Source organism: Tardiphaga sp. (genome assembly GCF_041424195.1).
Classification (GTDB): Bacteria; Pseudomonadota; Alphaproteobacteria; order Rhizobiales; family Xanthobacteraceae; genus Tardiphaga.
The window spans coordinates 37,224-63,877 of record NZ_JBGMOE010000066.1; the positions used below are offsets into that span (position 1 = coordinate 37,224).

Below are 26,654 nucleotides of genomic sequence, written 5' to 3' on the forward strand. Positions count from 1 at the left end.
TTGAGCCAGAGACATCGCTAGTTGCTGTTGTTGTTCTGGTTCGGGAATTCGACCGAATTGTTCTGCTTGCCGGTACCGAACTCGAAGATCTTGCGGAAAACGCCCGGCGCCATGGCCGAGATCGGATTGACGCGCAGCACCGGTGCACCGGGCGTACCGACGACTTCGTAAGTGACGCCGATCAGGCCTTCATTGCTGCCACCCCCGAGAAACAGTCCGACGATCGGGATCTGGCCGAACATATTGTTCAGCCCGTACATCGGCACGAAGGTGCCGCTCATACGTACCTGATTGAGCGGGTAGTCGATACTGCCTTCGATGGTCGCACCAACGGTCGGACCTTTGACGACGCCATCCCGAATGGTGAGCTGACCGTTCTGCCGCGTGAATTCGGCACGCAACCGCGAGAAGGCGACGCTGCTTTGCGACGCGTTTTGCCCACCTCCGGCAACGCTGGCCAGTTGCGCCTCGCCCTTGACGTTGAAGTCGCGGATGTTGATCAGGCCTTCCTTGGCGCGGGCGTCCGACGACGGCGGATCCATTGCCAGTGCGAGCTGGCCTCCCGACATCTTGGAATAGGTGTCGGTCGCGCGCAGGAAGGCGCCGGCGTCGTTGGTCTCGATATAGATGACGTCACGGCCGGCGCCCTGGGCGCGTCCGCGCATATCGCCTGTCAGCGGCGTGTCGCGTCCGAGCTTTCCGCTCAGGGAGAATTTCTGGATCGTACCGTTGCGCCGCGAAATCTTGGCATCCACACTGCGAACCGCCTCGCCGTAGTAACCGGCAACGGCCCCGAGCTTCACGTCAATATCGAAGTCGACCGATTTGGTTTTGCTCTTGGGATCCCCATCCTTGCCGGAAATCGCCGATTTCAGGAAGCCGCGCCCGTCGAACACGTCGCCACGCATCGTGACTTTCAATACGCCATCCGGACCACGTTCCGCCTTCAACGACGTCTTGTCGCCTTCGGATGGTGAATAAGTCGGGAAGTTCACACCGACGAGGTCACCGTTCTGATCGACTTCGACGGAGCCCTTGATCGAAGCCCCACCGCCATCGACGACAATGTCTTCCAGACGGGTTGTGTCGCCCTTCTTCACGACGTTGAAGACAGCGCGAGCACTCTTGCCCGGCAGCTTCATCCAGCCCGGCAGGATGTTGTCGAGCTTCAGCGGCGTCAGATCGGCGTCGACCCCGAGCTTGCTGTCACGGTCCCCGGAGCCAATCTTGCCGACAACCTTGATCGGTAGATTGCCGACCACGGCCGGTCCAAGGTCCATACCGAGCCGCGCGCGGCTTGCATCGTCGAGCGTCGCGTTGAGACGCACATCGGCATCGCCATCGGTTGGCTTGCGATAGTCGAGCGATGCCGCCTGCCCGCTGATCTTGACGTCACCCTTGACCTGATAGCCCTGATTGTTCGCTGTGACCTTCAGCGAATTGGCTTCGAGCTTCTGGTTCATCACCAGCTTGTCGGCGGAAAATCCGGTCAGATCCGCAGTGATGTTGTACGTCGTATCGGCCTTGGTCAGTTCGCGCTGGATGGGCATACCCATGGCGACCTGCGCGGTCACGTTGCCCTTGGTGGCCGCCGGGTCGAGCATGTTGCCGGTGACTTCGCTCAGACGGTTGGAGTTGAGCACATCGGCCACCGCCGCCACCGGCCCCTCCAGCTTGAAGCGCACACGGGCTGGCGATGGCTTCGGTGCCATATCCGGAACTTCAAACACGATATCGCTGAGATTGAGCTTGCGTCCGCCCGCCGTCTCGGTGTTTGCCTGACCGACGGTCACGGTCGCGGTCCGTCCCGTGACGCGCGCGCGCAGATCGCCGTCGCGGATCACCGGCATGCCATCCACCGGACGCAGCGCTACGCCATTGGCGAGGATCTTCACCGACAGCCCTTCATCGGGGATCGGCGGCCCGCGCCGTGTCAGGTTCTTGGTCGGGGAATTGACCCCGATCTCGATGCTCTGGAGCTGCCCAGCCTCGATGCGCTCGGTGACCCATTCGCGCACTTCCGGCACAATCAGGATCGGCCACATGCGCTTGAGCGCCGAAGCCGACATCGGCGTTCCAGCAAAGCCGAGGGTCATGCGCGGCTCGCCTGCGTAGTCGATGCTGCCAGTGCCGGCAACGCCGATCTCACCGTTGCTGATATTCGCACGCGTCAGCAGGACCCGGCGGTTGTCGGCATCGAAGAGCAGGCCGATGTCGATGCTGTTGAAGATCAGTGGCGCTTCGCCTGGACCTCCCCCCAATACGATGGTGCCGCCGCTGATGCCTGCCTGCCAAGAGTCGGTCGCGCCATTGGGGGGCTCGACATGAGCAAGTGAAGTGACGCGGTTCTCACCGGACACGAACTTGAACGGCGCCAGCAGCACACGGCGGCCGGCATCCCACTCGACGCTCACCTCCGCCTGATCGATCGGCATCGGATAATCCGGCGTGTCGTTATCGACAATGTTGCCGGCGCCTGCCGTGAGCTTGCCGCGGAAGTAGGTCGGCAAACCATCGCGCCCGATTTCGCCCTTCAATTCGCCTGTCAGCGGCAGGTCGGCACTGTAGGTGAGATCCTTCATGCGCAGCGCGAGCAGGACGTTGCGGGTCGAGACCTTGTCGGCCCGAAGACTGACCGAACGCACGCCATTGGCCGGCGCACCGATGGTGACGCCGAGCGTCCATGGCGCCTTGCCACCTTCGCCCACCGTCATCATGACGCCGCCGCCGCTCGGTCGGCGCAGGGTCAGGCTGATATTATTGAAGTCCCATTTGTTGCCGCGCTGTTGGTCGTCGACCACCAGCTTGCCGTTCTTCAGACCGATCTCGTTGAGGTTCTGTCCGTCGAGGCCCGAAAGGGTCAGGCTGTCGAGCCAATCGAGACCCGCAAGCAAGCCGAAGGATGCTTCTCGCTTGTCGGCAGAAGGCTGCGGAAGCTGGACGACCGGTGGCTGCGGCTGCCGCGGGAAAGTCAGTTCCGGTTGTCTGCCCGGACCGAGCCACGAACCTGGTATGCGCGGCGATGCGACGCCCGTCGCGATCGGGCGAGCGTTCTCGCCGGTCGACACGGTCACCTGCCCATCCGGCGTAATGCGCACGGCAAGCACAACATCGACCAAGTTGAGACTTTCGGCACGCAAGCGCCCCATCATCATGGCAGCAGCGGAAAGCCGGACTTCGGCTTTCGGCGCACTGGCCACGACGGCGTGATCACGATCACGCACGACGATGTCACGAATCCGCACCGCCATCCGGACCCGCCCGGCGCGTTCGATCTGCGTGCCGCCGACTTCGACCGTATTACCCTGCCCGATATTGTCCTGGATCGCCTCGACCAGCCACGGTGTGGCCATGTCGAAATTGATCGGGCCTGCGCCCAGTCGGACCCACAAGGCGCCAAAGCAAACACCACAAATAATCAGCAGGATGCCAAGGACAGCCGCGATCCGCTTGACCCATCGGCCACCGGACAGCCAATCGCGAGCCGCAACGAGCCTGTCGCCGAAACGGTGCCAGTTGCTATTCTTCTTGGACAGCAAGCGGCGCGCACGGTGATGCCCCGCCTCGTCATGCTGATGATCCCAATCGGCATCATCCCATTGCAAGGCCTCGTCATCGGCGCGCGGTCGATACGCTTGTGGCGGCTTATTTCTGGCCATTGCCTCTCGGTGCTGGCGCTGACTGTGAGAATGATCGTCACCGGCCCTTCGCGCATCGACAACCGACGAGCGCCTCTGTGCCGGCATCGCTGCCAATCCCCGGTTTGAATTATAACTCGTCGTCCGGTCGTTGCCGCACCCTTATGGCGCACGGAACGTGTGTTGCGTCGAATCCTTTGTAACCATACTCCGAGGACAGCATATTTGCACCGCAACGTGCCGCCATTCGGCCGCCGGTGTTACCTTGCAATGCCATCACACTGAGCCGCCGAAAGCGACGAAAGGAAGGCGTATGTCCAAGAAATCGCGCAAGAATCTCTCGAAATGGGCGTTCCGTATAGTGGCAGGAAACGCATTGCGCAGGAAAGCCGGAACGACGCCAGAAACTGCGGCCAAGCGTCTCGCCCGGCGCGCCGCCTAATTGATCCGCTGAACGCGAAGAAAGGACCATCATCCATGGCCAAGAAAGCCAGTAAGAAACCCGCAAAAGCCGCAACGAAGAAGGCGACCAAGACGGTCACCAAAACTGCGTCACCGAAGGCGGTGAAGAAGCCGAACAAGGTTGCGGTGAAGGCTCCCGCCAAGAAAGCTGCGACCAAATCAGCCAAGCCAGCGGCGAAAGCCCCGGCCAAAGCGTCGAAGCCACCCGCTGCCAAGTCGAAGCCGCCCGCTGCCAACAAGGCTCCAGCGGCCAAGACCGTTGTGGCGAAGACGATTGCCGTAAAGGCCCTGCCCAAGGCGTCGGCAAAGCCCGCGGCCAAACCCACGGCGGCTCCAAAACCGGCTCCCGAGAAAATCGCACCGGAGTCACCCAGTTTCGCGACCGAGGGCGCCAAGGCACCGGCGTTCAGGCTGCCCCGCGATGGCGGCGCCGAAGTCTCCCTGTCAGACTATGCCGGGCGGAAGCTGGTGATCTTTTTCTACCCGCGCGCCAGCACGCCCGGCTGCACCAAGGAAGCCATCGACTTCACCCGGTTGTCCGCCGAGTTTCAGGCTGCCGGCACTGCCGTGCTTGGCGTCTCGGCCGATCCGCTGAAGGCTCAGGAATCGTTCCGCGACAAGTTTGCTCTGGGTGTCCCGCTGCTCTCCGACGCCACGCAGACGATGCTGAAATCCTATGGCGCCTGGGGCGAAAAATCGATGTACGGCAAATTCTTTGAGGGCGTTCTTCGCACGACGGTGCTGATCGATGCCAACGGCAACGTCGCCAAGATCTGGCGCGGCGTTAAAGTGGACGGACACGCAGACGCGGTACTCGAAGAAGCGCAGCGAATTTGATGGATCCCATTTGCTCAAAATTAACCATGAAGGGCTCAAATCGCCTCCGTTGAGCTAGCCGACGAGTCTCCGGCTGGCACTGGAGTGCTGATGTCGAACCGTCCTACCCAATATGCCGAGTACCCTCAGCACCACGCACATGACCATGGACGGCCACAGGCGCGCCGCGTCGGGCCGGTCAAGGCGCCTCCTCCGAAAGCCAATCAGAGCGACTATACGATTGCCCATCGCGGCAAGCAGGTCCGCATCGGGCCTGTGGTGTTCTGGATCGTCGTCGGCACGGTGACCGTGCTGGGGGCATGGTCTGCGGCCACAGCCACTTACTTCGCATTTCGCGACGACGTGCTGACCAAACTCATCGCACGCCAGGCTGACATGCAATACGCCTACGAAGATCGTATCGCAGAACTGCGCGCCAAGATCGATCGCACCACCAGCCGGCAGATGCTGGATCAGGAGCAGTTCGACCAGAAGCTCGATCAGATTATGCGTCGCCAGACCACGCTGGAATCGCGTGCCACGGCGCTCGGCGCCATGCCCGATCTGTCGGTTACGGGTTCGATCGGCAAGCCGCCTGCCCGTGGAGCCGCGATCGAGCCGACGACATCGATCCCCAAGCCATCGCCAATCAGCGACACGGTGACCTTCGTGGCGCCGCCGGATCGCGAAGCGCGGCTAGAGTCCCGCACCCCTGCTCTCGCAGCCCAGCAACCGAGCCAGTTCGCCAAACTGGGCGGCGTCGACAATGTGATCAGTCGCCTGCAGGCGTCGCTCGATCAGGTCGAGAGCCGCCAGATTGCGACACTCGCCGCGGCTGAAGAATCCATGGACTCCAAGGTTCGTCGCATGCGTGGCGCGATCTCGGATCTCGGGCTCAATATGGCAAAACTCGAATCCGCCACACCGCGCGCGCCTATGGGCGGCCCGTTTGTGCCGGTCAAACTCTCATCAAGCGCGGATCCGTTCGAACGCCAGCTCTATCGCATCCACGTCACCCGCGCGCAGATGGACAAGCTCAATCGGACCATGGCGCTGGTGCCCTATCGCAAGCCCGTCGTCGGCGAAGTCGAATTTACGTCAGGCTTCGGGGTGCGGAGCGATCCGTTCCTCGGCCGCCCTGCGATGCATACAGGTCTCGATTTCCGCGGTGCCACCGGCGACCCGATCCGCGCGACGGCAAACGGGCGTGTGGTCTCTGCAGCCTACGCCGGCGGCTATGGCCGCATGGTCGAGATCGACCATGGCAACGGCTTGTCTACCCGCTACGGCCATATGTCCGCGATCAACGTCAAGGTCGGCGACACCATCAAAATTGGCCAGGTCATCGGTCTGGTCGGCTCGACAGGCCGATCCACCGGACCGCATCTGCATTATGAAACCCGTATCGACGGCGAAGCGGTCGATCCGCAGAAGTTTCTCCGCGCAGGCGTTCGTCTCAACGCCGGCTAGGTGCGGCACGCAGGGCATTGTTGCCCCGCCCTGACTGTGGTTGAAGCGGGTCTCAGTCGATTAGAGGCAACCCGTTGAAATCCCCCCGACGCATCGGCCCCCGTTTCCCCCGCTTCGGCCGGTTCTGTTTCCGCGCCACACGCCGGGTCACGACCTGGGCGATGACGCTGGCAGGTTTTCACGCCAACGACTCCCACTTTACAGTCCGCCGCATCTCGGAGATCCGCGCCAAGCTGGCGCGCGGCGAAACGGTTCTGCTTGCCGGCCTCGGACTGCCTGGCACGCACAATTCCGGAGTGGCGCTGGTCGAAGTCACGCAGGCTCACGGCCCGCGCCTCATCATCAACAACGAAGAAGAGCGCTTCTCCGGCGACAAGCACACCACGCAATATCCGCGGGCAGCACTCGATGCGATGCGCGTCACGCTGCGCGCGATGGGCCGTGACGTCGCTGATATCGATGCATGGCTGACGACCTGGGACTATCCCGATCTGCTGGGCACACTAACGCGAAGCATCGTCGAAGAATTTCCCGACGGGTTGAAGCTGCTGCGCACCAAGAACTCCGTCAGCTTCGACGCACGGCGCCTCGAGCAGATGACGCGCACACCGAAATTGCTCCGCAAGCAATTCGGGTTGCCCACGCGCGTCCGGCTGCTGATGATGCCGCATCATGACAACCACGCTTGGTTCTCATTTGCCGTGTCGCCATTCGATGACAGCAACGAGCCGGTCGCGATCGCGGTGCTCGACGGCACTGGCGACCAGGGCTCGGTATCGACCTATGTGGCGCAAGGCGGCGCCATGCAGAAACTCTACTGCAACAACAGCGTCTTCGACTCCCTTGGGGCCTTCTACAGCGTGATCTCGTCAACCCAAGGCGGCTGGACCTGGCTCTCGAGCGAAGGTCGCTACATGGGCGCCGCTGCCTGGGGCGACATGGATCGCGCCAGCAATCCCTATTACGCACGCCTGCGCGAGGTGCTGCATTTCGGTGCGAATGGCGAGATCCAACTCAACCGCGCCATGGGCAACTGGTACTGCGATCCGTTCGAAGCGCCCTACAAGCAAGCGCTGATCGACATTCTTGGCGAGCCGCTGACGCCGGATCAGCTCTGGAATCCGGACGCAGTGCTGCGCGTCGAGGATATCCAGCACCGGCCGGATACGCAGGATCGCCTCGACAAGGCCGCGGCCACGCAACTGGTCTTCGAGGATGCAATGATCCATGTGGTCGCCGGCCTGCTGAGCAAGACCGGTGCGCATCGGCTGGTCCTCACCGGCGGCGTCGCGCTGAATGCGCTCGGCAATATGCGACTGCTCGAACACTTCGATGAAACGTGGTTCGCACGTGAACAGGGCCGCGACACGCGCCTGCATTTATGGATTCCGCCGACGCCCGGCGATCCCGGCGTCACCATCGGCGCCGCCTGGATGTTTGCCCATCTCATCGGGGCGCCGCGCGGCGCGTCGATGACGCATGCGTTCTATTGCGGCGACGCACCGACGCAGCCTGACATTACCGCGGCACTGCAAGCTGACGACATCAAGTCACAGACCATCGGCAATATCTCAACGCCTGAGGGCCGTGACGCCGTCGCCGACCTGATGGCCTTCATGGTCGCGCAGAACGGCATCATCGCGCTGTATCAAGGCGCAGCGGAGACGGGTCCGCGCGCGCTCGGCCATCGCTCGATCCTCGCCAATCCCTGCGACGCTGGCACGCGGGAACGGCTCAATGAGCGCGTCAAATATCGCGAAGCCATCCGCCCATTGGCGCCGATGGCGACGCTCGACGCGGCCTGTGAGTATTTTGATTTGCTGGATGGGGCGTCCGACGCGAACTACAATGCCTACAATTACATGGTGCTGACGGCGCAATCGAAGCCGCATGCACGGGACAAAATCCCGGCCGTGATCCATGCCGACGGCACCGGACGTATCCAGATCGTTCGCGCCGAAGACGATCCGCTTACGCACGCTTATCTGAAAGCACTCGGACGCCATATCGGCGTCGAGCTCTCGGTGAACACCTCATTCAACGTCGCCGGCCCGATCGCCCAGACGCCGCAGCAGGCCGTCGAGACGCTACGGCGCTCCGCAGGTCTCGACGTTGTGCTAATGGTGGCCAGCAGCGGTCATGTGACCGCTGCCTGGCACGGCGGCGCCCGCGACAGCGGCCGCTTCACGGCATGGCTGTCGGAATGGATGCGCAGCCGCGGCTAGCCCACCCACAGGCGAAGTGTCAGACTTTGCCGATCTTCTTTGCCACTGCCACCAGACGCGCGCTGTCTTTCGCGATGAATTGCGCGAAGTCATCTGCGTCCTGATAGGCAGGCATATTGCCGGCCGCCTCGAATGTCTTCGTGACCTCGGGATCGTTCATCGCCTGCCGCATGCTATCGCGCAGCTTGGTCAGGACCGGTGCCGGCATTCCCTTCGGCGCGAACAGGCCGGCCCAGATGTAAAACTCGACATCGGGGTAACCCAGTTCCTTGAACGTCGGGAGATCCGGAAATGCCGCCAGGCGCTCGCTGCCAAAATTGGCCAGAACACGCAGCGTGCCGGCATCGACGTGCTGCTTCAGCGTTCCCGGTGCCGAGGCCAACGCCTGAATCTGTCCACCCAGCAAGTCACTGATCGCCGGCGTTGCGCCTCTGTAGGGCACATGGAGCAGCTTGAGGCCTGCCGCGATTGCGAACATTTCCATCGAGACGTGAAGCGTACCGAACGGACCGGACGATCCGTAGGAGATCGCGCCCGGGCGCGCTTTCGCGTCAGCGACGAAATCGGCGATCGTCTTCCAGGGCGCGCTGGCCGGCACCGCGAACAGGGTCGGATCTGCCAGCACGCGCGCGATCGGCTGCAATTGATCGACCTCATAGGCGACCGGGCGTTCGTAGATGCGATCAGCTTCCGGCAATACCGCAAGCGACGACAATGTCATTAGCAATGTGTGCCCGTCGGGCTGCGCACGCGCCACCATCGCGTTGCCCAGCGAGCCGCCGGCGCCGCTGCGATTATCGATAATAACAGGCTTGCCGAGTGCCTTCTGCAGCCATGCGGCGATCGGACGTCCGGCGATATCGGCCTGCCCGCCTGCCGGGAACGGCACGATCATACTGATGTTGCGGCTAGGCCAGGCATCCTGGGCGCGCACACTTTGACCGGTCAGAGCGAGCGTCGACAGGCCACCGAGGCCAGCAATGAAGTCACGACGTTTCATACACATGTCTCCCGTTTTGTTCTTTGAGCAACGCATTGGATTCAGTCACACCCAAGGGACGACGCGCAGTCTCGGGAGACAGCGCTTGCGCGCCTCGGAGCTCACTTAAATCTCTAAGTTGTTGAATCGTACAGAATTCGGCGCGGGGCAGACGATGCCCCGCGCTTCATTTTTAGATCGGCAAGTGCTGCGAGTTGCGTTAGCCGACCGGGTTTTCGAGCTTACCTATACCCGTAACCTCGATCGTCACGACATCGCCCTTTTTGAGGAAACGCGGCGGCGTAAAGCCAAGGCCGACGCCAGCCGGCGTTCCGGTCGCGATCAGATCGCCGGGCTCCAGGGTGATCCCTGCCGAGATACACTCGATCAACGTCGGAATGTCGAAGATGAGATCGGTCACCGACGCATCCTGACGGCGTTCGCCGTTGACGGATGTCGTCAGCCGCATTTTCGTCGGATCGGGCATTTCGTCAGCAGTCAGGATCGCCGGGCCCATCGGGCAGAAACCATCGATGCCCTTGCCGATGAACCACTGGCGATGCTTGTGCTGCAGCGTCCGCGCCGTCACGTCATTGATGATCGTGTAACCGAACACATGCGCCAGCGCGTCCTGCTTCTTGATCCCGCGACCGCCGCGGCCGATGATCACCGTCAGCTCGCCTTCATAGTCGGTGCTGTCAGTCGGATCGAGATAGTTCGGAATCGACTTGCCGGGACCGATGACGGTGCTGGACGGCTTGGTGAAGATCACCGGCGCTTCCGGCACGACTTCCTTCGCAGAGGAGTCAAAACCGCTACCCGCAAATTCCTTGGCATGCTCGTGGTAGTTCTTGCCAACGCAAAACACGTTGCGCGCCGGGCGCGGAATGGGCGCAAAGAGTTCTACGCTTGCGACGGGGAGCGGCGCGCCACCAGCAGCGGCAAGCGTGCCCTTCAGGCGATCGAAGTTAGCAATCAGCGTGATCATATCGGGGGCGACGTCGCGCGGCAGCGGCGAGACCTGAGAGAGCGCCTGATCTGCAATGCCGACCGTGGCCCGGCCCTCATGCAGGAAAGTAACAAGGTGCATTCTTCCTCCTGATATATCTGCTTGTCCGGCGAACGGATCGCCGCATCTTCCAAAGACACCATTATCTTCGATAGAAGATTTTGGCAAGCTGGGCATCCCGACCATTTATTCTTTAGAAGACGCGCGCGATCATCTGCCGCAGCAGGATGTGACACGGCGGGCAACCACGCCTAAGATGGAATCACCAGCGGATTACAACGGAGCATCACCCGATATGGCGAAGCCGGCGACACGGAAGGTCGTTCGTGAAGACCCCGTCAGTCGCGCATTCGGCGATCGCGTCCGCATGTTGCGTGAACAGGCCAACCTGACTCTGGAGCAGTTCTCCAAGCAGTCTGGTGTCAGCCGTGCGATGCTGTCGAAGGTCGAGCGTGGCGAGAAAAGCCCGACAATCGGGGTCGCGCGGCGTATCGCGCTTGCTTTGGAGACATCGTTTTCAACGCTCATGGGCGATCACGACGCGCCGCGCCGTGCTTTCGCAGTCGTTCGGAAGGATCAGCGCCAGATCTTTCGCGATTCAAAGACTGGCTTCGAGCGTTTTCTGCTGTCGCCGGTCATGGCCGGCATGGCCGTCGAAGTCGTCCTGCATCACCTGCCCCCGAAAACCTCGACCGGTAAATTGCCCGCCTACCCGCAGGGCACATCCAAACACGTGCTGGCCACGCATGGACGCGTCACTGTGCGCACCAAGGATACGGAGACGGTTCTGGATGAGGGTGACTCGCTGTATTTCGAGGTCGATGTCGAGCACTGGTTCGAGAACAAGACTGCGCGCCGGTGCGAATACTACCTCGTGATTTCGGCTCCGCCGAGTTACGGACGACGTAACGACGGCAAAGGCTAGCACTCATCCGCAAGTTTGAAGCCCCCCGCTCACCTGTGAGCGAGGGACCTGTTTGCTAGCAGCCGACCCTGGTCGGCCACACGATTACTTCTTCAAGCAGAGGCCGACAGTTGGCGTCGTCGTGCACTTGGTGCCATCCGGCGCGCCGCCGCTCGGGCAGACAACGGACACCAGCGTCTCCGTCGCTTCGCAGCTGACCGCACCATCCGCTTGCACCGCGCGGAGGTTGACCGGTGCCGCATCGCCCTTGTCCCCCTTGGCGCCGGGCGTGCCCTGCGGACCTTGCGGCCCCTGTGCACCCGCCTGCCCCTGCGCGCCGGGAATTCCCTGAACGCCTTGCGCACCTTGTGGGCCGGCTGGCCCCTGCGCGCCGGTCTCGCCCTTCGGGCCAGCCGGTCCGGGATCGCGGCCGCAGCCGCCCAGCATCAATGCAACGCCGATCGCAAGAATTGGAATGATCTTCTTCATGCCCCACACCCGTTGAATTCGTGACACCGCGATATGCGGCGTCGGGATAAGCTAGCGCCGGATATTGAGTTCCGGCCTGGGGATGATATCGGGTGGCAGGAAGAACGGAAGCGGCCACGCAGCGACGTTACTGTTTCAAGACGCCGCAGACTTTGGCAAGCGCTTAACTCGGTCTGCCATCTCTCGGTTGCGAGATGAGCTCGATCATTCTGGCTTCGTCATCGTCGGGCGCGAAAGCCTTCGCCTTTTCATAGGCTTCAACAGCCGCCGCGCCGACCAGGGGGCTGGCCTGCAAAAGCTGCTCCGCCAATCTCACCGCATAGGCCGCATCCTTATGGCGCAGTGCAGCGGTGAAGGATGCACCAGAATAATCGCGCGCCACCATCCGCGGCGCGTGTCGCAGTACCTGTGGGCTTGCTGCAACGCCGCTCGCGATGGACTCCAGAACCAGCTTCATGTCCAGCCCGGCATGTTCTGCAATGGCCAGACCTTCAGCGAGTCCGGCGATATGGATCGCGCCCATCAGGTTGTTGATCAGCTTGTAGACCGTGCCCGATCCAACGGGGCCGAAATGCCGGATTGTCGATCCAATCGGCGCCAGGAACGGCCGGGCCTTTTCGAGGTCCGCAGTATCCGCGCCGACCAGCAGCGTGAGTTTGCCGCTGGCAGCCGCGTCCGGCAGGCCGGTGACAGGACAATCGATATAGGTCAGGCCGCGATCCTGCAGCGCTTTCGCAAGGTCGAGCGCGTGCTGGTGCGACACTGTCGAACATTCGATCGCCAGCGCGCCCTGCTTCGCAGTTTGCCCGGCACCATCGGTACTCAACCACACATTTTGGGAAGCTTCGTCATCGGCGACCATGGTGACAATGGCGTCGGCGCCTGCTGCGGCTTCCGCCGGCGACGCCGCCCAGCGCGCACCGCGTGCGATCAGATCTTCTGCTTTCGCCCTGCTGCGATTCCAGACGGCAGTGGTGAAGCCGGCGTCGAGATAACGGCCGGCCATGCCATGCCCCATGCGTCCCAAACCGATGAACGCAACATGGGGCATCTCTTAGTCCACGTCGTCGATGGCGCCCGGCGACGTGCCGAAGGCGCGCTGCGCCAATGTCGCCGCCATGAACTCGTCAAGATCACCGTCGAGCACGCCTGAGGTATCCGAGGTCTGCACGCCGGTGCGCAGGTCCTTCACCATCTGATAGGGCTGCAACACGTAAGAGCGGATCTGGTGACCCCAGCCGATATCGGTCTTGGCGGCCTGATCGGCGGCGGCCTTCTCTTCCCGCTTCTTCAGCTCGATTTCGTAGAGACGCGCACGCAGCATGTCCCAGGCCTGGGCCCTGTTCTTGTGCTGCGAACGGCCGGCCTGGCAGACCACGGCCACGCCGCTTGGAATATGCGTCAGACGCACCGCGGATTCCGTCTTGTTGACGTGCTGACCGCCCGCGCCGCCCGAGCGCATCGTATCGACGCGCACATCGGACTCGTTGATGTCGATCTTGATCGAGTCATCCACGACCGGGAAGATCGCGACGCTGGAGAACGACGTGTGCCGACGGGCGTTTGAGTCGTAAGGCGAGATCCGCACCAGGCGATGCACGCCGCCTTCGGTCTTCAGCCAGCCATAGGCATTGTGACCGGAGATCTGGATCGTCGCCGACTTGATGCCCGCTTCTTCACCCTGGGTCTCTTCGAGATACTCGATCTTGAAGCCGTGCTTTTCGGCCCAGCGCGTGTACATACGCAGCAGCATCGAAGCCCAGTCCTGGCTCTCGGTGCCGCCGGCCCCGGCATGGACTTCGAGATAGGTGTCGAAGCGATCCGCTTCACCGGACAGCAGCGCTTCCAGTTCGCGGCGCGCGACTTCCTTCTTCAGCGCCTTCAGCGCGTTCTCGGCTTCCGTCACGACGCCCTGATCGCCCTCGGCTTCGCCGAGCTCGATCATTTCGATATTGTCGTCAAGTTCGCGCGTGACCTTGCCGATGCCCTGAAGCGAATCCTCAAGCGAGGTGCGCTCCTGCATCAGCCTCTGGGCCTTCTGCGGATCGTTCCAGAGATTGGGGTCTTCGGCGAGAGCGTTCAGCTCTGCAAGTCGTGCCGTGGATGCATCGACGTCAAAGATGCCTCCTCAGCAGCCCGACTGACTGCTTGATCTCTTCTACGAGGCGTTCGATTTCAGCGCGCATGGCGGATTCCGTTGGTTCGTCGCACGTGTACCCGCCGCGCCGGGGATATTCAACCTTCAATCCAGTCTTGTGGAAGGAGCCTGCCTCATACACATTCACCCAAAATATAAACGTGGAGGGAACATGCGCCAGAAGGCACCCATAGGTATTTGCGTTGCGATCGCCGCCGCATTGGCCGGCTCGCAGGCTCATACAGCCGAGATGAAGGTCACTCTGCTCGGAACCGGAACGCCGACTCCGCGGCTGACGAGTTTTAGCGCATCGACCCTTGTAGAAGCCGGCAACCAACGCCTCCTGTTCGACCTCGGACGTGGTGTGACCATTCGGCTCTTCCAGAAGCGAATCCCGCTGGGATCGATCAATGCGCATTTTCTCACACATCTGCATTCCGACCATGTCGTGGGATTGCCCGACATCTGGCTAAGCGGCTGGATCGGCACGCCCTGGGCGTCGCGCAAGGCGCCGTTCACGTTGTTCGGACCAGTGGGAACGACGGCGATGATGGAGAACCTCACCAAGGCTTTCGCCGACGACATCCGCATTCGCAGCGACGACGAACATCTGCCTGCAGCGGGCATTGCGTTTGCCGCCAAGGACATCGCGGCCGGCGTCGCCTACACGGCCGATGGCGTCACCGTCACGGCCTTCGACGTTAATCACGGCGAGAAGATCAAGCCCTCCTTCGGCTATGTCGTCACGTTCGAGGGCAAGAAGGTCGTGCTATCGGGCGACACCAAATATGATGAGCGCGTGGTTGCTGCTGCCAAAGACGCGGATCTCCTGATCCACGAAGTGGCGATCATCGAGCCCGAGCTTGTGAAGGACTATCCGTCCTATCGCGAGATCGAAGCGCATCACACGTCGCCCGAGGAAGCCGGCCGCGTGTTCGATCAGGCCAGGCCAAAGCTCGCCGTCTATTCACATATCGTGTCTGCAACGGTGAAGCCGGTGCAGGATGTTCCGGAAGAGACGCTGCGGCAGCGCACGGAAACGACCTACAAAGGTCCGTTTGTCATCGGCCGCGACCTAACGTCGTTCACGATCGACGACAAGGGCGTCACCGCAGTGCGTGGCGACGGTAGCGCGATCACGCCAAACAATGCTCAATGAGCCCAGCAAAGCACATCGGCGAAACTCAGTAGAGTCCGCCCGTTCCTGGTCGCATGAAACTGCGGTCGGTTTCCGGCGACACCGAGAGCGAACGACCATCCGCATCGGCGACACCGATCACAGAATAATTGTCCGGCGGCGCCGTACCCGGCTTGAAGGCCTCGAGGATGGTGCGGCCGCCATCGCCCGGTCCGGCGCGCATGCCGGACTTGGCGTCCACGCGAATCAACTTGATGCCGGCCGGCACGCGGAACGGCACGGCCGGCTTGTCGGCGAGCGCGAGCTTCATGAAGTCCTTGGCGATCGGCGCAGCCAGCGCACCACCGGTGGCCTTGTGGCCAAGGTTCCTGGGCTTGTCATAGCCGACATAGATGCCGACCACGACGTCGGGTGAAAAGCCGATGAACCACGCATCCTTCTCGTCATTGGTGGTTCCGGTTTTGCCGGCAATCGGCTTGCCGACTTCGCGCAGCGCAGTCGCGGTGCCGCCCTGAACAACACCTTCCATCATCGAGGTGATCTGATAGGCCGTCATCGCATCGAGCACCTGCTCGCGGCGATCGACGAGCTGCGGCTCGGCCTGGTTCTTCCAGCCTTCCGGCGCGTCGCAGCCACGGCACTCGCGCTGGTCATGCTTGAAGATGGTGTGCCCGTAACGGTCCTGAATGCGATCGATCAGCGTCGACTTCACGCGGCGGCCGCCATTGGCGAACATCGAATAGGCCGTCACCATCCGCATGACGGTCGTTTCGCCGGCACCGAGTGCGTAGGACAGATAGTTCGGCAATTCGTCATAGACGCCGAAGCGCTTGGCATATTCGCCGATCAGCGGCATGCCGACGTCCTGCGCCAGTCGCACTGTGACGGTGTTCAGCGAGCGCATCAGCGCATTACGCAGCGTCACCGGGCCGTAATATTTGCCGGTCGAATAGTTTTCCGGACGCCAGACGCCAGCGCCCTGCCCCTGATCGATCTCGATCGGCGCGTCGACCACGACGGTGGACGGCGTGTAGCCATTGTCCATCGCTGCCGAATAGACCAGCGGCTTGAAGGATGAGCCGGGCTGGCGATAGGCCTGCGTGGCGCGATTGAACTGGCTCTGGTCGAACGAGAAGCCGCCAACCATGGCAAGCACACGTCCGGTCAAAGGATCCATCGCAACCATGGCGCCGGACACTTCCGGATACTGCCGCAGCCGGAACTGGCCTTCGACGACGGAACCGTCCTTGTTTGTGAGCGGATCGACATAGATCACGTCACCCGCGGCCAAAACCTGCGACACGGCCGTCGGTGTTTTGCCCTTTGTCGGGCCGGCGGCGGGCTTGGCCCAGCGCACGCCGTCCAGCGTGAGGATACCGGTCTGGCGATCCTTGAGCACGGCACCGCCAAGTTCACGGCCCGGCTGGAAGCCGATCCGCGCCGACTGATCGCTGACATCCAGCACGACCGCAAGCTTCCACGGCGCAATGTCGGACAGCGCCTTCACCTCAGCAAGCTTCACGCCCCAGTCGCCGGAGATATCGATCTTGTTGGTCGCACCGCGCCAACCACGAATCTCGTCGAAATTGATCAGACCATTGGTCATGGTCTTGCGGGCCATCACCTGCAGCTTGGGATCGAGTGTGGTGCGGACCGAGAGACCGCCTTCATAGAGCTTCTTTTCGCCGTAACGCTCAAGAATGTCGCGGCGCACTTCCTCGGCAAAATACTCGCCGGCAAAGATGTGACCTGAACTGTTGCGGCCGGTGACGCTCAGCGTCTCCTTGCGCGCCTTGTCCGCATCGCCCTGCTTGATCCAGCCGTTCTCCAGCAGACGATCAACCACATAGTTGCGGCGTTCAATCGCGCGATCGCGATTCTTGACCGGATGCAGCGACGACGGCGCCTTCGGCAAAGCGGCAAGATACGCTGCCTCGGAGACAGTCAGTTCGTTCACCGATTTGTCGAAATAGACCAGCGACGCTGCGGCAATGCCATAGGCACCGAGGCCGAGATAGATTTCGTTGAGATACAATTCGAGGATCTTGTCCTTCGAATAGGTGCGCTCGATGCGCATCGCCAGCAAGGCTTCCTTGATCTTGCGGGTGAAGGAAACCTCATTGGTCAGAAGGAAGTTCTTCGCAACCTGCTGCGTGATTGTCGATGCACCCTGCGGCCGGCGGTTGGAGCCGAGGTTCTGCGCATACAGCACCATCGCGCGCGCCATGCCCGAATAATCGAGGCCACCATGCTCGTAGAAATTCTTGTCTTCGGCAGCGAGGAACGCGTTGATCACTAGCTTCGGCACGGCCTGGATCGGCAGATAGAGTCGGCGCTCCTTGGAGTATTCGCCAAGCAGTGCACCGTCCGCCGCATGGACGCGCGTCATCACCGGCGGCTCATAATCCTGAAGCTGCGAATAGTCCGGCAAGTCCTTGGAATAATGCCAGATCAAGCCTGCTGCGGCTGCGACGCCCACCAGGAACACCACGGTTCCTGCAGCGAACAAGAACCCCATAAACCGCACCAGCAGACGCATTATCGACGATCCGTTTCAATCGCTGTGCCGCAATATAACATACGGCGGCCCCCATGGGCGCAAAGTCAGCAACAAGTCGCGCGGCAAAAACCAGCAGAGGCGACAGCCCGAAATGGCCATCAGTCTTGACCGATTCTGACGGCCGCACGGAAATTTTTATAGAGCGCCGGCTGTGGCCAAACTAGGGCTTTGATACTGAAAGCTAAGGCTTTGGTACTGAAAGATTTGTCATTTTCAGTTCCGGCCGTCAGTTTCCCGGGCCGGCGGAGACCATTCGCCTGGAGAAAAACCCGTCAATCGCCTTGGCAACCGCGCCGACCGTCTTGGAGCGCCAGTTCTCGGACATCAGCTGCTGGAGATCGTCCTTGTTGGACACGTAACCGAGTTCGATCAGCACCGAGGGCACGTCCGGCGCCTTGAGGACGCGGAAGCCTGCCGATTTGAGAGGATGCTTGTGCATCCGTGCTGTGGTCTTCATTTCGCCGACCACAAGCCGGGCAAAGCGGTTCGAGAAGGTCCGCGTTTCACGCTGCGCCAAGTCTATCAGGATGTCGGCGACGTCGGTCGGCTCTTCCGTCAGATTGACGCCGGCAATAGCGTCCGCCTTGTTTTCCGAGTCTGCCAGCCGCTCCGCCTCGGCGTCAGAGGCCTTGTCTGACAGCGTATAGACGGTCGCGCCCTGCGCATCACCCTCGCCGCGCGGCAGCGCATCGGCATGAATCGAGACGAACAGCGCGGCTGACTGGTTGCGGGCGACCTTCACCCGGTCATCCAGCGGAATGAACGTGTCGTCGGCGCGGGTCATCACGATACGGTATTTGCCGAGCTTCTCCAGACGGTCACGCAGGGCCAGACCGAAACCCAACACGATCCCCTTCTCGCTCTCGCCGCCCGCTTGTGTGCCATTGTCGATGCCGCCATGACCGGGATCGATCACCACCACCGGACGGGTATCCGGAGCCGCGTCCTGCACGGCACTGGCAACCACTTTGGTCGCCACAGGAGATACCGAGGCAGTCGTTCCGACGGTCGGTCGCAGATCCGGGCGATTCTCGACCGCCAGCGTCTGCACGAATGTGGTGCGATCGACCGATTCGAGTTCGATCACCATGCGCGCCGGCTGCCCGTTCGCGGGATCAAGCGCGTAGGAACTCTTGATCTTGGCCGGCCCGGTCAGGTCAAACACCATGCGCGACCCGCCCGGCATCACCAGACCGTAGCGGAACGCCTTGATCAGGCCACGGGATACCGTCCCGGCGCCGGGATCGAGATGGAAGCTGACCTGGGGAAGATCGATAACCACCCGATAAGGATCGGCCAGCGCGAAAGCCCGCAGCGGAATTTTCCTGTCGAGATCGAGGATGAAACGGGTCTGCTTCTCGTCGCCAGCGATCCGCACGTCAGAGGCGACCGGGAACGCACCTTCCACTTCCGCGCGCAACGTCTCGCCGGCAGCCTGGGTGGAGCTCGGGTACCAAAACAGCCCAAAACCGGCACTGAAGAGCACCGTGGCCAGCCTGACGATGTGGTTTGCGCGGCTCGTCAACGAATCCACTGCCTCCGGAGCAGCCCCTCATTAACCCAATAGGATTGCAGGGTTAACCGGAGCTTAAGTCTGGGATATCGAATAAGCCCGAGTGTTGCAGCCTTGTGACGCTTCCCTTGCATGCGACCCCCATTCCTCGTATGTACGAAGAGCTGACGGTTTAACTCCCGGTTGTGTCGCGTTCAGCCTCCCGGTGCAGCGCTCTTTCCCCCGACTATCTCTCGGTGGATCCAGCGTTTTCCGGCCTCCCATCTACAACCAGCGCAGCGCGCGGTTGCCCAGGGTGGCGGTCCTAGCCCAGGCGGTGTCCGGTCCCAGGTCCTTTCTCGCTCCCGGGGCGGCTTTAGACACTTCATGACCGATTATTCCGGCCTTACGGGCGGAGTATGCGACAGCCGGTGACCGCGTTCTGCGGCGCGCCGGACGTCAGCAAAAGGCGGCGCCTTTGCCGCCAAGATGTTCAGACGGGCCGACGCTTGATGCGCCAGACTGTGATGCCGACCGAGACCCAGGTGGGAACTATGCCGATGCGAAGCAGAAGCTTCGCGCGTCGCCCCGCACTGACCTCGCGATCGGCACGGCGTTCAGGACTGTGTTTCGGCCTTCCCCTCACCCCCGAATCAGGTGGACCGTTGCGTCACCCGGCCGCGCGATACGCGCTTGCCGCCACGCGCGCCGTCCGCCTCCATGAGCCCCCAAATGCCAAACAAAATGTTGATCGATGCGACCCACCCGGAAGAGACCCGGGTTGTCGTGGTTCGCGGCAATCGCGTCGAAGAGTTTGATTTCGAGACTGCGCAGCGCAAGCAGCTCCGCGGCAACATCTACCTCGCCAAGGTCACGCGCGTCGAACCGTCGTTACAGGCCGCCTTCATCGAATACGGTGGCAACCGCCACGGCTTTCTCGCTTTCAGCGAAATTCATCCGGACTACTACCAGATCCCGGTCGCCGACCGTCAGGCGCTGATCGAGGCGGATGAACGCGCCCATCGCGAAGCTGAGGAAGAGACCGACAACCGCTCCAACCGCAAGCGCTCGCGTCATCGCAACTCGCGCCGCCGCGACCGTGGCGAACGGGTGCAGAGCGATGTCGTCGATACGACCGCGATCGATCCGTCGCAGGCCGAACAGCCGCGCGATCCGGCCTTCGAGGTCCACGGCCATCCTCATGATCACGCCCATGATGACGGGCACCACGCCGCCGATCACGACCATCATGAACATGACGGTCACGAGCATAGCCATGAGCATGAGCATGCCGAAGGCGATCACGCGCACGATCATGACCACCATGACCATGCGCCTACGCCCCTCGCGTCCGAGAGCGTCGCAGCGACGGCTCCCGAGGTCGTGGCGTCAGAAGCCGTTTCATCCGAGCCCGTGATCGAACAACCGGTTTCGGCAGGCTTCTCGCCCGCTCCGGTGGAAGCCGTTGTCGAAACGCCGGCGCCGGTCGCCGCCGTCGCGCAAGACAGTCATGCGCATGACGATCACACTCATGACGAACAGCTCGACGCCGCGCACGCCGAGGAAAATGCGGCGCATGCCGAAGATGTTCACCACGACGAACATCCCGAAAATGAACACACCGCTGCTGCTGACAGCGACGAACACGACGACGAGGACGACGAGGAAGAAGCCGAAGAGGATCAGGTCGAATCCGTCGGCGGTGATGACGTTCTCGAGGAAGTTCCCGAACGCGCTTTCCGTCCGCGTCGCCAGTACAAGATCCAGGAAGTCATCAAGCGCCGCCAGGTCATGTTGGTGCAGGTCGTCAAGGAAGAGCGCGGCAACAAGGGCGCTGCACTGACCACCTATCTGTCGCTCGCCGGTCGTTACGCCGTGTTGATGCCGAATACCGCCCGTGGCGGCGGCATCTCCCGCAAGATCACCTCGGCCCAGGATCGGTCGCGGCTCAAGGAAGTGGTGTCTGACCTCGACGTGCCGGAAGGCATGGGGATCATCCTGCGCACCGCCGGTGCTTCGCGCACCAAGCCGGAAATCAAGCGCGACTTCGAATACCTGATCCGGATGTGGGAAACCGTCCGCGACATGACGCTGAAGTCGCAGGCACCGACCCTCGTTTATGAGGAAGGCTCCCTGATCAAGCGCTCGCTGCGCGACCTCTACAACAAGGAAATCGACGAAATCCAGGTCGCTGGCGAAGCCGGCTATCAGGAAGCACGCGACTTCATGCACATGCTGATGCCGAGCAATGTCCGCGCGGTGAAGCTGTATCGCGACGGCCAGCCGCTGTTCTCGCGCATGGGTGTCGAGAGCCAGCTTGACGCGATGTTCTCGCCGACCGTGCAGCTTCGTTCCGGTGGCTACATCGTCATCAACCAGACCGAAGCACTGGTCTCGATCGACGTGAACTCGGGCCGTTCGACCCGCGAGCACCACATCGAAGATACCGCGCTGAAGACCAATCTCGAAGCCGCCGAGGAAGTCGCGCGTCAGCTCCGCCTGCGCGATCTTGCCGGCCTGATCGTCATCGACTTCATCGACATGGACGAGAAGCGCAACAACCGCGCTGTCGAACGCAAGATGAGCGACTGCCTGCGCCAGGATCGCGCGCGCATCCAGGTCGGCCGCATCTCGCATTTCGGCCTGCTCGAAATGTCGCGCCAGCGCATCCGCGCCAGCGTGCTGGAAAGCTCCACGGATATCTGCCCGCATTGCGGCGGCAGCGGTCACGTGCGTTCGGTCTCGTCGGTGGCCCTGCAGTTGCTGCGCGGCCTCGAAGAAATCCTGATGAAGGGCGCCACCCATAATCTCATCGTGCGTACCCGCACCGATGTCGCGCTTTATGTGCTCAACCACAAGCGCGGCCATCTGCGCGATCTCGAAAACAGCTTCAAGGTGACCCTCGCCGTCATCGCCGATCCGAATGTCAGCGGTCAGCAGTCCTTCGTGATCGACCGCGGCGAGCAGGTCCATACGCTGGAAGCCGCCAAGGCGCTTCTGGCGGCCCAGGTCGCTGCCTTCCCGCCGCCGCTGGAAGAAGAGCCGTTCGACGATGAATACCTGTTCGAGACGGAAGCCGAAATCGAAACCGAGGAGACCGAAGGTCTCACGGATGACGAGACCTCGGGCGAAAGCGCTGCCGGCGAAGGCGATAGCGACGGCCGCAAGCGCAAGCGCCGTCGGCGCCGTCGCGGTCGTGCCGGCGAAGCCCGCGAAGGCGGCGCCCCCGCTCGCGAGAACGGCGAGTTCCAGAATGCCGCTGAAGGCGCGGCCGAGGGTAACGTCGAAACCGTTGGCGACGACAGCGAAGGTGAAGACGACGAGGCCGACGATCAGCCTCGTGAGTCCCGTGCCGATCAGCCGGCCGATGGCGAGCGACGTCCGCGTCGCCGTGGTCGTCGCGGCGGTCGTCGTCGGCGTGGTGGTAACGACGAAGGCCTGGCCGGATCGATCTCCGATGAGCTCGGACCGACGCAGACCCCGGAAGCCAGCGACGCCGTGGCCGATCTCGAAGGTCAGGACACCCTCCACGACGCGCAGCCGCATCAGCACGCAGCTCCGGACGCAGTGACGTCCTATGTGGCGCCGCAGCCAGAGATCGAACAGAGCCGTCACGATGCCGTGCCGATGTTCGCTCCGGCAGCGCCCGAGCCGACGCCGGTTGCACCTGCCCCGGTCGCGGTTCAGGAAGCCGCCCCCCAGGACGACGACAGGGCTGCAGCCCGTCGCCGTTCGACGGTCCGCGAGAAGGTCAACTTCGGAACGACGTCCGCAGAACCACAGCCCGCGGCAGCGCCTGTTGCGGCAGCACCGGAGCCGACGCCCGCTCCGGCTCCGGCCCCTGCTGCACCAGCTCCCGCAGCCGAGGCCCAGCCCCGCAAGGCTGGCTGGTGGTCGCGCGTCCTCGGCAACGACTAAGCACTTTCAACGCACCAACGAAAAAGCCGCCCGGGAAACCGGGCGGCTTTTTTACATCCGTTATGGGTCTGAAGGATCAGCCCGTGGTGATCGCCGTTTCGACATCCGACGGATCGATGGTCTTGTTGAGATTGGCATGCATCGTGTCGTGATCGAGCTCGCCTTCCCACCACGACACGAACACCGCAGCGATGCCGTTGCCGGTGATGTTGGTCAGCGCGCGAACCTCGCTCATGAACTTGTCGATCGAGAACACGATCGCCATGCCGGGCACCAGACGCGGATCAACCACCGACAGCGTGGCCGCCAGCGTGATGAAGCCGGCGCCGGTGACGCCCGAAGCGCCCTTCGAGGTCAGCATTGCCACGATCAGAATCGTGATCTGCTGGCCGAACGACAGATCCACACCGAGCGCCTGCGCAATGAACAGTGTCGCAAGCGTCATGTAGATGTTGGTGCCGTCGAGATTGAACGAGTAACCGGTCGGCACCACGAGACCGACGACCGACTTCGAGCAACCCAGACGCTGCAATTTCTCCATCAACTGCGGAAGCGCGCTTTCGGACGAGCTGGTGCCGAGCACGATCAGAAGCTCATCCTTGATATAGGCGATGAACTTGAAGATGTTGAAGCCGACGATGCGCGCAATGATGCCGAGCACGACCACAATGAATAGCGCCGCGGTCGCATAGAACAGGACGATCAGGCTCAGCAGATTGGTGAGCGCCGCCGGGCCGAACTTGCCGATTGTATAGGCCATCGCGCCGAATGCGCCGACCGGGGCCGCCTTCATGACGATGGCAATCACGCCGAACACCGCATGCGAGGTGTCATCGATGATGTCACGCAGCTTGTGGCCGCGCTCGCCGAGCGCCATCACGGCAAAACCGAACAGGATCGCGAACAGCAGCACCTGCAGGATATCGCCCTTGGCGAAGGCGCCAACGACACTGTCGGGGATGATGTTGAGTACGAAGTCGACCGACTTCGTGGCTTCCGCCTGCTTGACGTAATTGGCGACAGCGCCAGCGCTGCCTTCGGTCTTGGTCACCAGACCATGTCCGACCTGGAACAGGTTGCCCATCACAAGGCCGAGAATCAGCGCAAAGGTTGAGACGATCTCGAAATAGACTAACGCCTTGATGCCGACACGGCCAACCTTCTTGGCGTCCTGGATGTGGGCAATGCCCGACACAACGGTGCAGAAGATGATCGGCGCGATCACCATCTTGATCAGCTTGATGAAGCCGTCGCCAAGCGCCTTGATCCATTCATTGGTGGCGAACTGAGGCTCCAGCCATCCCACCAGCACACCGATCACGATGGCGATCAGCACCTGAATATAGAGAACCTTGTACCAGGGCTTTTTGACGGGAGCAGCCGCTCCCGGCCCCGCCGTTATCGTTACCGCAGACATTCCGCTTCAACTCCCTGAGCGTCTTACTGCCGCGGTCATTAGTCACATGGGCGGCCTCTTGCAACCCGCCACACGGAATTACTTATGCGACTAACGAATTAATATCGCGCGTAGCGTTCAGCGACGCCGACGATCAACCATTCCGCGAAGGACAGGCACAAGGATCGCGCCCAAGGTGTTCTTCACCAGTGCCCCCGCCAGGAACGGCATCACGCCGACCAGCCACGCTTTCTCGGCGCCGAGCTTCATGCCGTAAGCCAGCCACGCAAAGCCCATTGCCATGATCACGATGTGGCCGATGGCCATCGCCACGAACATGCGGACCATCGAGCGATCCCATCCGCGTTCGCTGAACCAGCCGGCAATGAACGAAGCAATGACGAAGCCGGACAGGAAGCCGGCCGTGGGCCCTGTGAGCGGCTTGAGACCGCCAACGGGCCCGGCGAACACCGGCAATCCCAATGCACCGACGGCAAGATAGGCGATGATCGTCAACGCGCCGAGGCGCCAGCCATAGACGGCGCCGATCATCAGAACGACCAGCGTCTGCAGGGTCATAGGCACATAGGCCAGTGGCAGGTTGAGCTTCGCCGAAACCGCCAACAGCGCGACGCCAAACGCCGCCAGCACTACGGCGCGGCGCGCGACGGCAAAGCCTTTGCGGCGGGGCGGCCACCACACGTCGGCGATCGAGACATGACGCGGAGGCCGGACGGATGAATCAGCCGACACGATCGGCTCGCTCACTTCGGGCCACCCTGCCCGAGCCATTTGCTGATCCGCGCCACCGCTTCATGCATGTCTTCGGTCGAACTCGCATAGGAGAAGCGAATATAGGACTTGCCGTGGATCGGATCGAAGTCGCTGCCGGGCGTTGCGGCGACATGCGCCTGTTCCAGCATCTGCTTGGCGAAATCGAAGCTGTCAGTGGTGAATTTCGACACGTCTGCATAGAGATAGAAGGCGCCGTCGGCCGGCAGGAAGTCCGTGAGGCCGGCTTGCGGCAATCCTGCGGTCAGGATGCGGCGGTTCTCCTGATAGCCATGCTTGATGTCTTCCATCTGCGCATGGCCGTCGAACGCGGCTTCGGCCGCGATCTGCGACAGCGTCGGCACCGAGATCGACAAGTTCTGCTGCAGCCGTTCCATAGACCGCACCAACGGTTGCGGCACCACCATCCAGCCAACGCGCCAGCCGGTCATGCAGAAGTATTTCGAGAACGAATTAATGACGAGCGCGTTCGGCGACAGCTCGGCTGCGGTCACTGCCGGGAATGCGTAATCGAGGCCGTGATAGATCTCATCGGAGATGAAGCGGATGCCCGCGTCATCGGCCGCGTGGATCAGGCTGGTCAGCGCTTCGCGCGACATCATGGTGCCGGTGGGATTGGCCGGGCTAGCGACCAGCACGCCCTTCAGCGGTTTTTCGCGATGCGCGGCGAGCAGATCCTCGGCGGTCAAGGCATGGCGCTTGTCGGCATGGGTCTCGATCAGCACCGGCTCGCAGCCCAGCGCGGTGAGGATGTGCCGATACGGCGGATAGCCCGGCACGGTGACGGCGACGCGGTCGCCGGGCTCGAACAGGGCCAGGAAGGACAGGATGAACGCGCCGGAGGAGCCGGTGGTCACCACGATCCGTTGCGGATCGACATCGCAGCCATAGACGTCGCGGTAATGCCTGGAGATCCGCGCACGCAGCGACGGGGTGCCAAGCGCGGCGGTATATTCGATCCGCCCGTGCACCAGTGCGGCCTGCGCTGCCTCAAGGGCCACCTTGGGCGCGGCCGCCGCTGGCTGCCCGACTTCCATGTGAATCACATGCCCGCCCGCCGCCTCGATCCGCGCCGCGGCGGCCATCACGTCCATCACCATGAACGCGGGAACATCGCTGCGTCCGGACGCCGCAAGAAGGCTGTGTGCCCGGGTATTGAGGATCGTATCTGACATGGAAATCTGCTATCTGCGCGGCGTCATGCACGTTACGGCATGGGAGCAACGCCG

18 protein-coding genes are annotated in these 26,654 nt (G+C 62.3%); 7 read left to right on the forward strand and 11 right to left on the reverse strand.

The annotated features are described in order from the left end of the window. Positions 1 to 17: 17 nt before the first annotated feature. Complete coding sequence (locus ACEK02_RS10540; protein ID WP_371421657.1) at positions 18 to 3,224, reverse strand: DUF3971 domain-containing protein; 3,207 nt, start codon at positions 3,222 to 3,224, stop codon at positions 18 to 20. On the opposite strand from ACEK02_RS10540, the gene ACEK02_RS10545 reads away from it, so the two are divergent. The 4 genes from ACEK02_RS10545 to ACEK02_RS10560 all read left to right on the forward strand — a co-directional run bounded on the left by ACEK02_RS10545 (position 3,207) and on the right by ACEK02_RS10560 (position 8,611). Continuing rightward, the gene (locus ACEK02_RS10545) at positions 3,207 to 3,767 is read left to right on the forward strand and encodes a hypothetical protein (RefSeq protein ID WP_371421658.1); all 561 of its coding nucleotides are present in this window, start codon (positions 3,207 to 3,209) and stop codon (positions 3,765 to 3,767) included. The two genes, ACEK02_RS10540 and ACEK02_RS10545, sit on opposite strands and share 18 nt — an antisense overlap. 348 nt (positions 3,768 to 4,115) lie before the next feature. Next, positions 4,116 to 4,937 (forward strand): peroxiredoxin, encoded by an 822-nt coding sequence (locus ACEK02_RS10550; protein ID WP_371421659.1) that lies wholly within the window; start codon positions 4,116 to 4,118, stop codon positions 4,935 to 4,937. Between the two features lie 90 nt (positions 4,938 to 5,027). Then, positions 5,028 to 6,386, forward strand: coding sequence for a M23 family metallopeptidase (locus ACEK02_RS10555; RefSeq protein ID WP_371421660.1), 1,359 nt, complete (start codon positions 5,028 to 5,030; stop codon positions 6,384 to 6,386). Between the two features lie 161 nt (positions 6,387 to 6,547). Further along, positions 6,548 to 8,611, forward strand: a complete 2,064-nt coding sequence (locus ACEK02_RS10560; RefSeq protein WP_371421661.1) for a carbamoyltransferase C-terminal domain-containing protein — start codon at positions 6,548 to 6,550, stop codon at positions 8,609 to 8,611. 19 nt (positions 8,612 to 8,630) lie between these two features. Here the strand turns inward: ACEK02_RS10560 and ACEK02_RS10565 are convergent, their stop codons facing one another. Continuing rightward, positions 8,631 to 9,611, reverse strand: a complete 981-nt coding sequence (locus ACEK02_RS10565; protein ID WP_371421662.1) for a tripartite tricarboxylate transporter substrate binding protein — start codon at positions 9,609 to 9,611, stop codon at positions 8,631 to 8,633. 199 nt (positions 9,612 to 9,810) lie between these two features. Continuing rightward, positions 9,811 to 10,680 (reverse strand): fumarylacetoacetate hydrolase family protein, encoded by an 870-nt coding sequence (locus ACEK02_RS10570; protein WP_371421663.1) that lies wholly within the window; start codon positions 10,678 to 10,680, stop codon positions 9,811 to 9,813. Between ACEK02_RS10570 and ACEK02_RS10575 the strand changes: the two genes are divergently transcribed. After that, a complete protein-coding gene (locus ACEK02_RS10575; protein WP_371421664.1) occupies positions 10,634 to 11,524 on the forward strand; it encodes a helix-turn-helix domain-containing protein in 891 nt (296 codons plus the stop codon). The two genes, ACEK02_RS10570 and ACEK02_RS10575, sit on opposite strands and share 47 nt — an antisense overlap. Before the next feature lie 84 nt (positions 11,525 to 11,608). Here ACEK02_RS10575 and ACEK02_RS10580 read toward each other — a convergent pair whose 3' ends face one another. From ACEK02_RS10580 to prfB, 3 genes are all read right to left on the reverse strand, one after another. After that, positions 11,609 to 11,992, reverse strand: coding sequence for a hypothetical protein (locus ACEK02_RS10580; protein WP_371421665.1), 384 nt, complete (start codon positions 11,990 to 11,992; stop codon positions 11,609 to 11,611). 163 nt (positions 11,993 to 12,155) lie between these two features. Beyond that, on the reverse strand, positions 12,156 to 13,043 hold the full coding sequence (locus ACEK02_RS10585) for an NAD(P)-dependent oxidoreductase (RefSeq protein WP_371421666.1): 888 nt from the start codon (positions 13,041 to 13,043) through the stop codon (positions 12,156 to 12,158). A 3-nt stretch (positions 13,044 to 13,046) separates the two neighbouring features. Then, positions 13,047 to 14,178 (reverse strand): peptide chain release factor 2 gene (gene prfB / locus ACEK02_RS10590; protein WP_371421667.1). Its coding sequence is split into 2 segments (ribosomal slippage): positions 13,047 to 14,108 and positions 14,110 to 14,178, totalling 1,131 coding nucleotides; the frame shifts between segments, so codons are not numbered across the junction. Positions 14,179 to 14,301: 123 nt separating this feature from the next. Between prfB and ACEK02_RS10595 the strand changes: the two genes are divergently transcribed. Further along, positions 14,302 to 15,288, forward strand: a complete 987-nt coding sequence (locus tag ACEK02_RS10595; protein WP_371421668.1) for an MBL fold metallo-hydrolase — start codon at positions 14,302 to 14,304, stop codon at positions 15,286 to 15,288. Positions 15,289 to 15,313: 25 nt separating this feature from the next. Here ACEK02_RS10595 and ACEK02_RS10600 read toward each other — a convergent pair whose 3' ends face one another. Together ACEK02_RS10600 and ACEK02_RS10605 are read right to left on the reverse strand one after the other, a co-directional pair. Beyond that, a complete protein-coding gene (locus tag ACEK02_RS10600; RefSeq protein WP_371421669.1) occupies positions 15,314 to 17,806 on the reverse strand; it encodes a penicillin-binding protein 1A in 2,493 nt (830 codons plus the stop codon). Between the two features lie 247 nt (positions 17,807 to 18,053). After that, positions 18,054 to 19,352, reverse strand: a complete 1,299-nt coding sequence (locus ACEK02_RS10605; RefSeq protein ID WP_371421670.1) for an N-acetylmuramoyl-L-alanine amidase — start codon at positions 19,350 to 19,352, stop codon at positions 18,054 to 18,056. A gap of 699 nt (positions 19,353 to 20,051) precedes the next feature. Here ACEK02_RS10605 and ACEK02_RS10610 point away from each other — a divergent pair. After that, a complete protein-coding gene (locus ACEK02_RS10610; protein WP_371421671.1) occupies positions 20,052 to 23,237 on the forward strand; it encodes an Rne/Rng family ribonuclease in 3,186 nt (1,061 codons plus the stop codon). Between the two features lie 76 nt (positions 23,238 to 23,313). Here the strand turns inward: ACEK02_RS10610 and ACEK02_RS10615 are convergent, their stop codons facing one another. The 3 genes from ACEK02_RS10615 to ACEK02_RS10625 form a co-directional block, all read right to left on the reverse strand. Continuing rightward, on the reverse strand, positions 23,314 to 24,654 hold the full coding sequence (locus ACEK02_RS10615; RefSeq protein WP_371421672.1) for a dicarboxylate/amino acid:cation symporter: 1,341 nt from the start codon (positions 24,652 to 24,654) through the stop codon (positions 23,314 to 23,316). 117 nt (positions 24,655 to 24,771) lie between these two features. Then, complete coding sequence (locus ACEK02_RS10620; protein WP_371421673.1) at positions 24,772 to 25,425, reverse strand: biotin transporter BioY; 654 nt, start codon at positions 25,423 to 25,425, stop codon at positions 24,772 to 24,774. Next, positions 25,398 to 26,600 (reverse strand): pyridoxal phosphate-dependent aminotransferase, encoded by a 1,203-nt coding sequence (locus tag ACEK02_RS10625; RefSeq protein WP_371421674.1) that lies wholly within the window; start codon positions 26,598 to 26,600, stop codon positions 25,398 to 25,400. Before ACEK02_RS10625 ends, ACEK02_RS10620 begins: the two co-directional genes overlap by 28 nt. Positions 26,601 to 26,654 lie beyond the last annotated feature (54 nt).